Origin of the sequence: Nocardia sp. NPDC058176, assembly GCF_042883805.1 — a bacterium.
Lineage (GTDB): Bacteria > Actinomycetota > Actinomycetes > Mycobacteriales > Mycobacteriaceae > Nocardia.
Genome location: NZ_JBHVVA010000005.1, coordinates 273,330 through 287,050, shown reverse-complemented (window position 1 = coordinate 287,050; position 13,721 = coordinate 273,330). Strand labels below are relative to the sequence as shown.

Here is a 13,721-nt window from a genome sequence, read left to right as displayed (position 1 = left end):
GCGATCGACCAGATCAGGATCTGGGATCGGGAGCGACGCCCCATCGGGGCGGGCGCGGGCACGTCGAACTACCCTCGTTGGCATGTCGTTATCGCAGGACCCCTCCGCTGGACCCGCCGTCGACGGCGCGCCACCGGTGGAATCGGGTCGGACTGCGTCGGCGGGAAACGCTTCGTCGTTCGGTCTGCTCAGCGTTGTCGCGGGGGCGATGGCCGCGATGGTGGCTGCTCTCGTGGTCGGGTTGTCGGCGGCGCAGGCGCTCAGTCTGCTGGGTATACCCGATCCGGGGCCGTTGACAACATATGGATTGCCCGCGTTGCGCGCCGTCGCCGATCTGGCGGCGGCGGTGACCGTCGGCTCGCTGTTGTTCGCCGCGTTCCTGCTGCCGCCGCGCGACAGCGGGCTGCTCGAGGCGGGCGGGTATCGGGCGGTGCGCCGCGCCGGTGACGCCGCGCTGGTCTGGGCGGGGTGCGCGGTGCTGCTGGTGCCGTTGACCGTGTCGGATACGACCGGGCAGCCGGTGTCGGCCATGTGGCGGCCCGAGGTGCTCTGGCCGGTGATCGATCAGGTCGAGGGGGCCGGGGCCTGGCGCACGACCGCGCTGTTGGCGTTGATCGTGGCGATCGGATGCCGGCTCGCGCTGCGCTGGGGCTGGACGCCGCTGCTGCTGGCGGGCTCGCTGATCACCATGATGCCGCTGGCATTGACCGGGCATTCGTCCTCCGGCGGCTCGCATGACGTGGCGACCAACTCGCTGATCCTGCACATGGTTTCGGCCGCGGTATGGGTGGGCGGCCTGGTCGCGGTGCTGGCACACGCGCTGCGCGACGGCACCGACACCGATGTCGCGGCGCGGCGGTTCTCGATCGCGGCGACCGTCTCGATCGCCGTGATCGCGGTCAGCGGCGTGATCAACGCCTGGGTGCGGGTGCCGTTCTCGGACCTGTTCACCACCACCTACGGCAAGCTCGTGCTGGCCAAGGCGGCCGCGCTGCTGATCCTCGGCGCCCTCGGCTACCTGCAGCGACGGTCCGCGCTGCCCGCCCTCGCCGCCGACCCACGCGATCGCGGCGCGCTGATCCGCTTCGCCGGGGTGGAGATGCTGCTGTTCGCGGCCACCATCGGCCTGGCCGTGGGTCTCGGCCGCACCCCGCCACCGCCGCCGACCTCGATTCCGACGCCGGTCGAGGTGGAACTGGGCTACACCCTCGCCGGGCCGCCGACCGTGAGCCGGCTGCTGTTCGACTGGCGCTTCGACCTGATCTTCGGCACCTTGGCGATCGTGCTCGCCGTGCTGTACCTGCTCGGGGTCCGCCGGTTGCGCAAGCGCGGGGATGCCTGGCCGGTGGGTCGCACCATCGCCTGGCTCAGTGGCTGCCTGGTGTTGTTGCTCGCCACGTCCTCGGGCGTCGGCCGGTACTCGCCCGCCATGTTCAGTGTGCACATGGGCGCGCACATGGCGCTGTCGATGTTGGCGCCGATCCTGTTCGCGCTCGGTGGCGCGGTGACGTTGGCCCTGCGCGCCCTGCCGCCCGCCGGTCGCGGGGGCGTGCCGGGTCCGCGCGAGTGGATTCTGGCCGCCGTGCACAATCCGGTCTCGCGGTTCCTCACCCAGCCGGTGGTGGCCTCGGTGATCTTCGTCGCCGGGTTCTACGCGCTGTACCTGGGCGGGATCTTCGACGCCTATGTCGACTCGCACGCCGCCCACCTGATGATGAACACGCACTTCCTGCTCAGCGGCTACCTGTTCTACTGGGTGGTGATCGGGATCGATCCCAAGCCGCGCGAGGTGGCGCCGCTGACCAAGCTGGGGATGGTGTTCGGCACGCTGCCGTTCCACGCGTTCTTCGGCATCGCGCTGATGTCGATGACCACGGTCCTCGGCGGCTGGTTCTATCGCACGCTCGGCCTCGGCTGGAACATCGACCTGCTGGCCGACCAGCGCAACGGCGGCAGCTTCGCCTGGGCCAGCGGTGAGGTACCGCTGGTCGTGGTGATGCTGGCCCTGCTGATCCAGTGGTCGCGTAGCGACCGGCGGCTGGCCAAGCGCACCGACCGGGCCGCCGACCGCGACAACGACGCCGACCTGACCGCCTACAACGCGATGTACGCCGAGCTGGCGCGTCGCGACGGCGAGGTGCGCCGGTGAGCGGACCCGGTGTGCCGGTGGATGCGGAATCGACCGAGCGCGCCAGACCTCAGCGTGTGCTGCGCAGCGATGTGCGGGTGGCGCGGCGCCGGCTGGCCGGTCGGGTGCGCAAGACGCCGGTGTTCCACACCAGTGTCGACGGGCCGGACGGGCCGGTGCCGGTCTCGCTGAAACTGGAGTTCCTGCAGCACGGCGGCACCTTCAAGGTGCGCGGCGCGCTCAATGCCCTGCTCGCCGCCGACGAGGGCGCCGATCACGTGGTGGTCGCCTCCGGCGGCAATGCCGGGATCGCGGTGGCGCTGGCCGCCGCCCAGCTGGGCAAGGCGTGCACGGTGGTGGTGCCCGAGTCGGCGCCGCACACCAAGGTGGCCGCGATGTGGGCGCACGGTGCCGAGGTGCTGTGGCACGGAACCAGCTATTCCGAGGCGCAGCGGCGCGCGCTCACCCTGGCCACCGAACGCGGTGCCGAACACCTGCACGCCTACGACATGCCCGCCGTGGTGGCGGGTGCCGGGGTGATCGGCCTCGAGCTGGAGGAACAGGTGCGCGGGCGGCCGCCGGTGCTGGTCGCGGTCGGCGGCGGTGGCCTGATCGCCGGGCTCGGCGCGGCGCTGGGCAGGCGCAGGCAGATCATCGGCATCGAGTCCGAGCACACCCCGGTGCTCTCGGCCGCGCTCGCCGCGGGTGCGCCGGTCGACGTCAGCGCGCAGTCGCAGGTCACCGAACTGCTGTGCGCGACCCGGATCGGCGACATCGCCTTCGACATCGCCCAGCGGCAGCGGATGCCCGCGCTGTCGGTCGCCGACGACGCGATCGCCGCGGCCCGCGCGTATCTGTGGCGCGAATTCCGGGTCGTGGTCGAGCTGGAGGGGGCGGCGGCACTGGCCGCGGTGCAGAGCGGCGCGTACGTTCCGGAACCGGGCGTGCGGCCGATCGTCGTGCTGTGCGGGGCGAACACCGAGCTCCCCGTTCTCTGACACAGGCGATATCCACAACCGTCGAATCCATCCACAGATCCCGTTCGCGCTGCCCGAAGGCCGCTCCGCCAGGTCATTGTGGAGTGGTCAGAGCAGCGATCACCGAGCGGGGGAGTCAGAGATGTTCGAGGCACATACAACCGTGGTCGGAACCGTGGTCACGCATCCGGTGCGGCGTGATCTCGCCAACGGCGAGCAGATGGTGACCTTCCGGATGGCGAGCAACGCGCGCCGATTCGATCCCGGTGCGGGGGAGTGGATCGACAACGGAAATCTCTACCTCACCGTGAGCTGCTGGCGCAGGCTGGTGACGGGGGTCGACCGGTCGCTGCACCGCGGCGATCCGGTGATCGCCTACGGGCAATTGCGCTCGCACGAGTATCGCGGCAAGGACGGCGCCGAACGCCGGGATCTGGAGATGCGCGCGGTCGCGGTCGGGCCCGACCTGGGCCGATGCACCGCGACGGTGGTGCGCCGCTCGGACGGTCCGCGCACGGCGCCGCACGGAGTGGTCCGGAATATTTCCGACCGTCGCGGCGCTGCACAGCCCGAGGCGGCGCAGGACGTGGCCGAGTATGCGCCGCCCGTACTCACTGCCGTAGCCTCTACGACCGCGGCGGATTCCCTCCCGGCGCGATCGCCGGATGCGGTGCCGAGCACCACGACAACCGAGCAGGTCGACGCCTGAGGGTCGTCTCCGCGGCATCCGCCCCTTCCGCATTTCACCCCCGTTTCCCCCACCGATAGGCTTCCGCGTATGGCTGAGTTCATTTATCAGATGATCAAGGTTCGCAAGGCGCACGGCGACAAAGTCATCCTCGACGACGTGTACCTGAACTTCCTTCCCGGCGCCAAGATCGGTGTGGTCGGCCCGAACGGCGCGGGTAAGTCCAGCGTGCTCAAGATCATGGCGGGACTGGACCGGCCGAACAACGGTGAGGCGTTCCTCGCGCCGGGCGCCACGGTCGGCATCCTGCAGCAGGAGCCGCCGCTCAACGAGGAGAAGACCGTCCGCGGCAACGTGGAGGAGGGCCTCGGCGAGGTCAAGGTGAAGCTGGATCGCTTCAACGAGATCGCCGAACTGATGGCCACCGACTACTCCGACGAGCTCATGGACGAGATGGGCCGGCTGCAGGAGTTCCTCGACCACGCCGACGCGTGGGATGTCGACTCCCAGCTCGAGCAGGCCATGGACGCGCTGCGCTGCCCGCCGCCGGACGAGCCGGTCACCAACCTCTCCGGTGGTGAGCGTCGCCGCGTCGCGCTGTGCAAGCTGCTGCTGAGCAAGCCCGACCTGCTGCTGCTCGACGAGCCGACCAACCACCTCGACGCGGAGAGCGTGCTGTGGCTCGAGCAGCACCTGGCCGCCTACCCGGGCGCCGTGCTGGCCGTCACCCACGACCGGTACTTCCTCGACAACGTGGCCGAGTGGATCCTGGAGCTGGATCGCGGTCGCGCGATCGGCTACGAGGGCAACTACTCCACCTACCTGGAGAAGAAGGCGCAGCGGCTCGAGGTCCAGGGCAAGAAGGACCAGAAGCTGCAGAAGCGGCTCAAGGAGGAGCTGGCCTGGGTGCGCTCCGGCGCCAAGGCCCGCCAGGCCAAGAACAAGGCTCGCCTCGGCCGCTACGAGGAGATGGCCGCCGAGGCCGAGAAGCACCGCAAGTTGGACTTCGAGGAGATCCAGATCCCCGCGGGTCCGCGCCTGGGCGACGTCGTCGTCAACGTGTCGCACCTGGACAAGGGCTTCGGCGATCGTCAGCTGATCAAGGACCTGTCGTTCACGCTGCCGCGCAACGGCATCGTCGGCGTCATCGGCCCCAACGGTGTCGGTAAGACCACGCTGTTCAAGACCATCGTCGGGCTCGAGTCGGCCGACAGCGGTGAGGTGAAGGTCGGCGAGACCGTCAAGCTCAGCTACGTCGACCAGAACCGTGGCGGGATCGACCCGAACAAGAACGTCTGGCAGGTCGTCTCCGAAGGACTCGACTTCATCCAGGTCGGCAACCAGGAGATGCCCTCGCGCGCCTACGTCAGCGCGTTCGGCTTCAAGGGGCCGGACCAGCAGAAGCCGGCCGGTGTGCTCTCCGGTGGTGAGCGCAACCGCCTGAACCTGGCGCTGACCCTCAAGGAGGGTGGCAACCTGATCCTGCTCGACGAGCCGACCAACGACCTCGATGTCGAGACCCTGAGCTCGCTGGAGAACGCGCTCGAGCAGTTCCCCGGTTGCGCCGTGGTGATCTCCCATGATCGCTGGTTCCTCGACCGCACCTGCACCCACATCCTGGCGTGGGAGGGCGACAGCGACAACGACGCCAAGTGGTTCTGGTTCGAGGGCAACTTCGAGGCCTACGAGGCGAACAAGGTCGACCGGCTGGGCGCCGAAGCCGCACGCCCGCACCGGGTTACGCACCGCAAGCTGACCCGCGACTGACCTCGCGGAACGGCTCGACGGCCCGGCGGAACGATCGATGAACACGGTCGACCCGCCGGGCCGTCGGCGTTGTACGCGCCTGCTGTTCGGTGTTCATCGAACGTTCCACAAGTTACCGGCGCGGCAAGCCGAAATTCCCTGAGCGTGTCCGAGTACCCCCGACTAGTCTCGAATTCGCGTCACCTGTGTTGCGGAATCGAAGCGAACCGAATCCTTGGGAGTGGGCGAACGATGACGGTCTCGTCGGAAATGTCGAGCGCGGCGTGGGCCGCCGGGATGCCGCAGAGCTTGCGCGGTGATCTGGCGACACTCGAACAGGCGTACTTCCGACACGTCGACGCCGGTGACGTCGGCTCCCCGATCACCGGCATCACCCAGATCTTCCGCAACCACATGGACCTGGCCGCGGTGCGGCAGGCAGGCACGGCCCTGGTGCAGGTGTACCACCCCGACGACGGGTTGGGGATGGGCGCGGCGGTGCAGGTCGTCACCGACGACATGCCACTGCTGGTGGAATCGATCACCGCGGCGCTGGGCCGGATGCAGGTGAGCGTCACCGAGGTGATCCACCCGATCTTCGAGGTCACCCGCGACGAGGAGGGCAGGCTCACCGGCGCCGCCCCGCACGAGGTGGACGGCAACGGCCCGACGGGGCTCGCCGAATCGTGGATGCATCTGCAGCTGCACCCCTCCACCAGCCGGGCCCAGCTCGACCACATCGAACGCACGATGCCCGAGGTGGTCGCCGACGTCCGCCAGGTGATCGACGACACCGAGGCCATGGCCGAGGTACAGAGCTCGCTGGCCGATCAGCTCGACCGGGTGGCAGGCGCGGGTTCGGCACCGTTCCCCGCCGTCGACCTGGCCGACTGCGCCCAGCTGCTGCGCTGGCTGGCCGACGGCAACTTCACCCTGCTCGGCTACGCCCACTACCGCCGTGTGGTGGCCAATGGGCACACCGTGTCGACGGCGGTGCCCGGCACGAGTCTCGGTGTGCTCCGACCCGACATCGGCACCGATTTCCAGGTGCCGATCAACGGGGGCGACCGGCCGCTGCTGATGCTCACTCAGGGTCTGGTGCGCGCGACCGTGCACCGCTCGGTGTACCCGTACTTCGTCGGCGTCGCCGATGTGGACGAGGCGGGTGCCGTGGTGGGGGTGCACCTGTTCATCGGCGTGTTCACCGTCAGCGCGGTGCACGAGAACGTGCTCGACATCCCGGTGATCAACCGCAGGGTGCGCACCGCGATCGAGGCGGCCGGTTTCGAGAAGGAGTCGTTCTCCGGCCAGGCGATGCTCGAGGTGATCGAGTCCTTCCCGCGCACCGAGCTGTTCTCCGCCGACATCGAGACCATGCGCCGCACTGCGGTCGCGGTCCTCGGCGTCGGATTGCGCAGGCAGGTAAGGCTTTTCCTGCGCAGCGACGGCTACGGCCGCTTCGTGGCCTGCATGGTGTACCTGCCGCGCGATCGCTACACCACCGCGGTGCGGCTCGAGATGCAGGCGATCCTGGTCGCCGAGCTGGGCGGGGTCGACATCGACTACTCGGCGCGGGTGAGCGAAAGCGAGCTCGCCAGTGTGTATTTCACGGTGATGCTGCCCGCCGAGGGAACCGGCGCGGTCGCGCCCGACACCTCCGAGGAGAACCGCCTGCGCCTGCAGGCACTGCTGAACGCGGCCAGCCACACCTGGGACGATCGCATCGGCGAGGAGGTCGCGACCTCCACCGTGCTCGATCCCGCCGTGGTGAAACGCTATGCGGAGGCCTTCCCGGAGAGCTACAAACAGGACTTCGCACCGACGCACGCGCTGGCCGACATCGTGCGCCTGGAACGGCTCACCGAGGGCGGGATCGGTCAGCACCTGTATCGCAGGCCGGAGGCCGCGCCGGGCACGTGGCGCTTCAGCCTCTTCATCGCGGGCTCGAGTGTGTCGCTGAGCCAGGTGCTGCCGGTGCTGCAGAGCCTGGGTGTCGAGGTCGTCGACGAGCGGCCCTACCAGCTCGAACTCGACGGCGGCACCGAGCGCTGGATCTATGATTTCGGCCTGCAGGCCCGTCCCGAGCTGCTGCGCAACGCACTCGGCGGCGACCTCGACGCCGAACTGCTCGAGCTGCCGGGCCGCGCCGGCGGTCTGCGCGCCCGGTTCACCGAGGCCTTCGAGGCGGTCTGGTGCGACCGCGCCGAGGCCGACGGCCTCAACGAACTCGTGCTCCGCGCCGGACTGCCGTGGCGGTCGGTGGCGATCCTGCGGGCCTACGCGAAGTACTTGCAGCAGGCCGGTTTTCCGTACAGCCCGACCAATATCGCCCGCGTGCTGCTGGCGCATCCCGAGGTCGCGCGCGACTTCGTCGACCTGTTCGCCGCCCGGTTCGATCCGGCGACCGTCTCCGCCGAGACGGCCGCCGAGCTGGAGACCCGGGTGCGGGCCGGCATCGACGAGGTGGTCAGCATGGACGCCGACCGCATCCTGCGCGCCATGCTCGGCCTGATCAAGGCCACCCTGCGCACCAACAACTACGTCGTCGACGCCGAGGACCACCCGCGCGACTACCTGTCGCTGAAGGTGGAACCGCGCGAGATCGCCGAATTGCCCAAGCCGCGACCGCAATTCGAGATCTTCGTGTACTCACCGCGGGTCGAGGGCGTGCACCTGCGGTTCGGCTCGGTCGCGCGCGGCGGGCTGCGCTGGTCGGACCGGCTCGAGGACTTCCGCACCGAGATCCTCGGCCTGGTGAAGGCGCAGGCGGTCAAGAACGCGGTGATCGTGCCGGTCGGTGCCAAGGGTGGTTTCGTGGTGAAGCGGCCACCGGCCCCCACCGGTGATCCCGCGGTCGATCGGCAGGCGAGTGTGGCCGAGGGTATCGCCTGCTATCGCACCTTCATCTCCGGGCTGCTCGACGTCACCGACAACGTCGATCTCGCCACCGGCGCCGTGCTGCCGCCGGCGCGGGTGGTCCGCCGCGACGGCGACGACACCTACCTGGTGGTCGCCGCCGACAAGGGCACCGCCAGCTTCTCCGACATCGCCAACGACGTCGCCAAGCGCTACGGCTTCTGGCTCGGCGACGCGTTCGCCTCCGGCGGCTCGGCCGGCTACGACCACAAGGCGATGGGCATCACCGCCAGGGGTGCGTGGGAAGCGGTCAAACGCCACTTCCGCGAGATGGGCATCGACACCCAGAGCCAGGACTTCACCGTTGTCGGCGTCGGCGACATGAGCGGTGACGTGTTCGGCAACGGCATGCTGCTCTCGCGCCACATCCGGCTGGTCGCCGCGTTCGACCATCGCCACATCTTCCTCGACCCGAACCCCGACGCCGCCACCTCCTACGCCGAACGCGAGCGGCTGTTCGCGCTGCCGCGCTCCTCGTGGGCCGACTACGACCGCACCCTGATCAGCGCGGGTGGTGGCGTCTTCGACCGCACCGTGAAGTCGGTGCCGATCTCGCCGCAGGCGCGCATCGCCCTCGGCCTGCCCGACGCGGTGCAGGCGCTCTCGCCGCCCGAACTGGTGCGCGCGATCCTGCTCGCCCCGGCGCAACTGCTGTGGAACGGTGGCATCGGCACCTACGTGAAGGCGAGCACCGAGACCAACGCCGAGGTGGGCGACAAGTCCAACGACGCCGTGCGCGTCGACGGAAACCAGTTGCGGGTCCAGGTGATCGGCGAGGGTGGCAACCTCGGCGCCACCGCGCTCGGCCGGATCGAGTTCTGCCGGGCAGGCGGCAAGATGAACACCGACGCGCTGGACAATTCCGCGGGTGTCGACTGCTCCGACCACGAGGTCAACATCAAGGTCCTGCTCGACGGGGTGGTGAGTTCCGGCGCGCTGCCACAGGAGGAGCGCAATCCGCTGCTCGCCTCGATGACCGACGAGGTGGCCCGGATGGTGTTGCAGGACAACGTCGATCAGAACGTGCTCATCGGCATCGCGCGCACCGACGCGCCGCAGATGCTCACGGTGCACGGGCGCGTGATCTCCGATCTCGAACAGCGCCGTGGCCTGGACCGGGAGCTCGAGGCATTGCCCTCGAAGGCCGAGCTGGCCCGCCGCGCGGAGGAGGGAACCGGACTCGCCTCGCCGGAACTGGCCAATCTGCTCGCGCATGTGAAGCTCGGGCTCAAGGCCGATCTGCTCGAGACCGATCTGCCCGACAGCGTGCATTTCGCGGCCCGGCTGCCGCTGTACTTCCCGACGCCGCTGCGTGAACGGTTCGGCGCGGCGATCAAGAAGCATCGGCTGCGCCGCGAGATCGTCACCACGATGCTGGTCAACGAGGTCGTCGACTACGCGGGCATCACCTACGCGCACCGGCTCAACGAGGAGGTCGGCGCCAGCACCTCCGATACCGTGCGCGCGTTCGCGGCGGCCACCGAGATCTTCGAACTGCACGACGTGTGGGCGCGCATCCGCGGTGCCGATGCCCCCGCCGGGGTGTGTGACCTGCTGGAACTGGAGTCCAAGCGCACCCTGGACCGGGCCTCGCGCTGGCTGCTGAGCAACCGCCCGCAGCCGATCGCCGTCGGCGCCGAGATCAATCGCTACCACCGTCGGGTACAGGAACTGGCACCGCAGGTCCCCGGCTGGTTGCGCGGGCACCACGTCACCTCGCTCACCCAGGGTGCCGCCGAGCTGATCGCCCGCGGTGTGCCGACCGAGCTGGCGACCGAGGTGTTCGGGCTGCTCAGCCTGTTCCCGCTGCTCGACGTGGTCGACATCGCCGATATCGCCGACCGCGATGGCACCGAGGTGGGCGCGCTGTACTACGCGCTCAACGAGCATCTCAAGATCGACTGGCTGCTCGAGGCGGTCAGCCACCTCGAACGCGGTGACCGCTGGCACGCGCTGGCCCGGCTCGCGCTGCGTGACGACATGTACGGTTCGCTGCGCTCGCTCACCCTCGATGTGCTGTCCGCGGGTGACCCGGAGGAGACGGCCGACGAGAAAATTGCATACTGGGAGTCGAAGAACCAGTCCCGGCTGGGCCGTGCGCGCGCGGCACTGTCGGAATTGTTCGAGTCCGGGACCCACGACCTCGCCACACTGTCGGTCGCCGCGCGACAGGTGCGGAGCATGGTGAGCGGGGTGGGCGCCCAATCGGAGGTACCACGGTGACCAGTTCGCCGAACACGGTCGCACCCGCGGCGAATCTCGTCCTGCCGCAGCGATTCCATGCCAAGGTCGAGATCCGCTGGTCGGATATGGACGTGTTCCAGCACGTCAACCACGCACGGATGGTGACCCTGCTGGAAGAGGCCAGGATCCCGTGGCTGTTCGACGACGACAAGCCGACCGCCTCGATGGGACGACAGGGGTGTGTTCTGGTCGATCTGCACGTGAAGTACCGCGGGCAGCTGCGCCACGAGGACACCCCGCTCGACATCGCGATGTGGGTGAAGCAGTTGCGCGCGGTCGACTTCACCATCGGCTACGAGGTGCGGGCCAACGGCGCGGCCCCGGATTCGCCGCCCGCGGTCATGGCGACCACCCAGCTCGCCGCGTTCGACATCGAGACCCAGCGGCTGCGCAGGCTCAGCGACACCGAACGCGACTACCTGGCACTGTGGCGGGCCTGACTTCGTGAATTCGCAACAGCGGGTGCTGCACACACCCGATCCGGCCGAACGAGAGAACCTGGCCACCTTCCTCACCCGCGCGATCCGGCTCGATCCCGCCGCCGTCGTCCGCTTGCGCCGGCGGGGCTCCAGCCTCGTCTCCGCCTGGGTGGCAACAGGTTTCGAGACGCTGGCGGTGCGCACCGTGACCGCCGAGCTCGGCGTCGACGACGTGACCGTGGGCGCCGACGCGGTGCTCGCCGGTCTGCGCACCGGTCATCCGGTCGACCTCGGTTACTCGATGGACTCGGCTTGGCGCGGCGCACTCCCACCCGCCGACGGCTTCGTGCACATCGACGACGTACCGGCCCGCGCCCTGGTCGAACTGGCCGAGCGCGGCGCCGACGTGGCCCGCGAACACGGCACGAGCCACGGTCCGCCCGCCTCGCTGCTCGACCAGTCGGTCCTCACGGTCACCGGTGCCGGCGACCTCGAGGTCCAGGTGCCGATGCGCGTGGTCTTCGCCCTCACCGCCATGGACTTCATCCCGCACGCGGGGGAGAAGACGGAGTCGCGCCGCATCCAGCCCACCGAGCTGGTCCGCGTCCGCGCCACTCGCACCTGGTTACGCCTCGACGCCCGCTACGGCTCGGTTGCCCGTCGCCTCGGTGGATCGATTCCCCTGTCGCCCAGCTGAAATCGCCGCCCGGTGCGCGGGCGGGCCGTCACTTGGCGCTCGCGAACGCGACACTGGTGCCGAGCCCGATGATCATCACCCCACCGGCACTGCCCACGGCTTCCACGCGACGCGGCGACCGCGCGAACCATCCGCGGGCACCGGCCGCCACGATCGCCCACGTGCCGTCCGACAGCGTCTGGATGGCAAGGAAGATGCCGCCCAGGATCAGCAACTGCACGGGCAGCGGCCCCGCCTCCGGTACCGCGAACTGCGGCAGCACGGCGCCGAAGAACACCACGGTCTTGGGATTGGTCGCGCCCACGACGAACCCCTGTCCGAACACTCGTCGCCCGGACACCGCCGGTGCGGCCGCGTGCAAGGCGGCTGCCAGTTCCTTGCGATCACGAATAGCGGTGACGCCCAGGTAGATCAGGTAGAGGACACCGATGGTCTTGACGATCGTGAACAGGATCGTCGAAGTCATCAGAATCGCTCCCAGCCCCACGGCGACCGCGATCAAGGGCACTGTCGATCCGGCGACGGCGCCGAGCACCGACAGAATCGCGGGCCGTCGACCCAGCGTCAGCGCCCGTCCGATCGCGAACAGCACATTCGGGCCCGGGATCACGATGATGATGAATGCCGCGACGGCGAAGGCCGCCGCGTGCGAAAGGGGCACCATCGGCGAAACCTAGCAGGTCGTCGATCGACCAGGAAGCGTTCCGGCCGAACGAATTCGGGCCGGTTCGGGTGTACTACCGCCGTGGTCAGTGCAGACCGACGAGGCGCAGAACCGCGGTGGTGGCGGCCGCCGCGAGGACCGCGACGAGCAGTGGTGCGCGTCGCCAGGCGAGAACGCCGCCGACGGCGACACCGGCGGGGAGCGCGATGCCGAGCTCATCGGTACCGGTCGGCAGGGTAGCGGTCGCGACCAGGGCGGCCAGCAGGATCAGCGCACCGGTGTCGAGCAGGTGGATCGTGCGGGCCGACAGACGCAGGCGGTGACGCAACGCCGGACCGGTCCAGCGCAGTGCGTAGGTGCCCACGGCCAGCGCCAGCATGGCGGGCAGCAGATAGGGCGAACTCATGCGGTGACCCCGCGACCGATTCGCGTGCAGCCGAGCGGGAACGTCGAATCAGCCGACGTGCCACCCGTTGCCGATGCCGACGCGCAGCGCGCGATCACGCCGGCACCGGTTCGTCGATCTTCGCGGGCGGACGCAGGGCGAACACCAGCCCGCCGAGGGCGATCAGCACCGGTAGTCCGGCGGGCACGAACGGTGCGACGACCACCGCGAGCGTGGCACCGACCAGCACCGGCCGCAGGGTCGCCCGGTCGCGCAGGGCGGGCAGGATCAGGGCGAGCAGGATCACCGGGAACACCGCGTCGAGGCCCAGCGCCGAGGTGTCGGGGACCAGCGAGCCCAGTCCCGCACCGAGGGCGGCGCCCAGCGGCCAGCACAGGGCGACGCCGATGCCGCAGGCCCAGTAGGCGGCGCGTTGGCGGTCCTGGTCGCCGGGTGCGGTCGCGAAGGCCACGGATTCGTCGTTGAGGACGTGGATGCCGAGCGCCCGTCGCCAGCCGCGCCCGAACACCTCCGGCGCGGACAGGCCGTAGGGCAGGTGCCTGGCATTGAGCAGCAGACCGGCGACCACGGCCGCGAGCGGACTGCCACCGGCCGCGACGATGCCGAAGAAGAGCAGCTCCGACCCGCCGGCCAGCACCGTCACCGCCATCACGATCGGCATCCACACCGGGAACCCCGCCGCGATCGTGGAGGCACCGTAGGACACCCCGAACAGGCCGACGGCGAAGCACGCCGCGGCCACGGCGGCAGCGGTGCCCTTGTCGAGTGTTCGCCATATCGAACGCATGTTTCTCATAATGAACGCGCCGGGTGGGTAAAGTCAACGCGGTATCGCC

10 protein-coding genes are annotated in these 13,721 nt (G+C 69.5%); 7 read left to right on the top strand and 3 right to left on the bottom strand.

Features of this window, described 5'->3' with window-relative positions:
- Nucleotides 1-82: 82 nt before the first annotated feature.
- From ACFVVM_RS25675 to ACFVVM_RS25645, 7 genes are all read left to right on the top strand, one after another.
- Nucleotides 83-2,149: a cytochrome c oxidase assembly protein gene (locus ACFVVM_RS25675; protein WP_387623054.1), complete on the top strand. Its 2,067-nt coding sequence runs from the start codon at nucleotides 83-85 to the stop codon at nucleotides 2,147-2,149.
- Complete coding sequence (locus ACFVVM_RS25670; protein WP_387623051.1) at nucleotides 2,146-3,126, top strand: serine/threonine dehydratase; 981 nt, start codon at nucleotides 2,146-2,148, stop codon at nucleotides 3,124-3,126. The genes ACFVVM_RS25675 and ACFVVM_RS25670 overlap by 4 nt, the downstream gene beginning before the upstream one ends.
- A gap of 121 nt (nucleotides 3,127-3,247) precedes the next feature.
- The gene (locus ACFVVM_RS25665; protein WP_387623048.1) at nucleotides 3,248-3,814 is read left to right on the top strand and encodes a single-stranded DNA-binding protein; all 567 of its coding nucleotides are present in this window, start codon (nucleotides 3,248-3,250) and stop codon (nucleotides 3,812-3,814) included.
- 69 nt (nucleotides 3,815-3,883) lie between these two features.
- On the top strand, nucleotides 3,884-5,560 hold the full coding sequence (gene ettA / locus ACFVVM_RS25660; protein WP_387623045.1) for an energy-dependent translational throttle protein EttA: 1,677 nt from the start codon (nucleotides 3,884-3,886) through the stop codon (nucleotides 5,558-5,560).
- A 231-nt stretch (nucleotides 5,561-5,791) separates the two neighbouring features.
- Nucleotides 5,792-10,678, top strand: coding sequence for an NAD-glutamate dehydrogenase (locus tag ACFVVM_RS25655; protein WP_387623042.1), 4,887 nt, complete (start codon nucleotides 5,792-5,794; stop codon nucleotides 10,676-10,678).
- Nucleotides 10,675-11,139, top strand: a complete 465-nt coding sequence (locus ACFVVM_RS25650) for an acyl-CoA thioesterase (protein WP_387623040.1) — start codon at nucleotides 10,675-10,677, stop codon at nucleotides 11,137-11,139. Before ACFVVM_RS25655 ends, ACFVVM_RS25650 begins: the two co-directional genes overlap by 4 nt.
- Before the next feature lie 4 nt (nucleotides 11,140-11,143).
- Entirely contained in the window at nucleotides 11,144-11,815 is a 672-nt protein-coding gene (locus ACFVVM_RS25645) for a hypothetical protein (RefSeq protein ID WP_387623037.1), read from the top strand.
- A 28-nt stretch (nucleotides 11,816-11,843) separates the two neighbouring features.
- On the opposite strand, the gene ACFVVM_RS25640 is transcribed toward ACFVVM_RS25645, so the two are convergent.
- The 3 genes from ACFVVM_RS25640 to ACFVVM_RS25630 all read right to left on the bottom strand — a co-directional run bounded on the left by ACFVVM_RS25640 (nucleotide 11,844) and on the right by ACFVVM_RS25630 (nucleotide 13,672).
- On the bottom strand, nucleotides 11,844-12,479 hold the full coding sequence (locus ACFVVM_RS25640; RefSeq protein WP_387623034.1) for a LysE family translocator: 636 nt from the start codon (nucleotides 12,477-12,479) through the stop codon (nucleotides 11,844-11,846).
- Nucleotides 12,480-12,564: 85 nt separating this feature from the next.
- Nucleotides 12,565-12,885 (bottom strand): AzlD domain-containing protein, encoded by a 321-nt coding sequence (locus ACFVVM_RS25635; RefSeq protein WP_387623032.1) that lies wholly within the window; start codon nucleotides 12,883-12,885, stop codon nucleotides 12,565-12,567.
- A 94-nt stretch (nucleotides 12,886-12,979) separates the two neighbouring features.
- Nucleotides 12,980-13,672 (bottom strand): AzlC family ABC transporter permease, encoded by a 693-nt coding sequence (locus tag ACFVVM_RS25630; protein ID WP_387623029.1) that lies wholly within the window; start codon nucleotides 13,670-13,672, stop codon nucleotides 12,980-12,982.
- Between the last annotated feature and the right edge of the window lie 49 nt (nucleotides 13,673-13,721).

Excerpts from the sequence above, each read along its gene's own strand:
- ACFVVM_RS25675 (WP_387623054.1), top strand. The coding sequence starts at position 83 with ATGTCGTTATCGCAGGACCCCTCCGCTGGACCCGCCGTCGACGGCGCG.
- ACFVVM_RS25665 (WP_387623048.1), top strand. The coding sequence starts at position 3,248 with ATGTTCGAGGCACATACAACCGTGGTCGGAACCGTGGTCACGCATCCG.
- ettA (WP_387623045.1), top strand. The coding sequence starts at position 3,884 with ATGGCTGAGTTCATTTATCAGATGATCAAGGTTCGCAAGGCGCACGGC.
- ACFVVM_RS25655 (WP_387623042.1), top strand. The coding sequence starts at position 5,792 with ATGACGGTCTCGTCGGAAATGTCGAGCGCGGCGTGGGCCGCCGGGATG.
- ACFVVM_RS25640 (WP_387623034.1), bottom strand. The coding sequence starts at position 12,479 with ATGGTGCCCCTTTCGCACGCGGCGGCCTTCGCCGTCGCGGCATTCATC.
- ACFVVM_RS25635 (WP_387623032.1), bottom strand. The coding sequence starts at position 12,885 with ATGAGTTCGCCCTATCTGCTGCCCGCCATGCTGGCGCTGGCCGTGGGC.
- ACFVVM_RS25630 (WP_387623029.1), bottom strand. The coding sequence starts at position 13,672 with ATGCGTTCGATATGGCGAACACTCGACAAGGGCACCGCTGCCGCCGTG.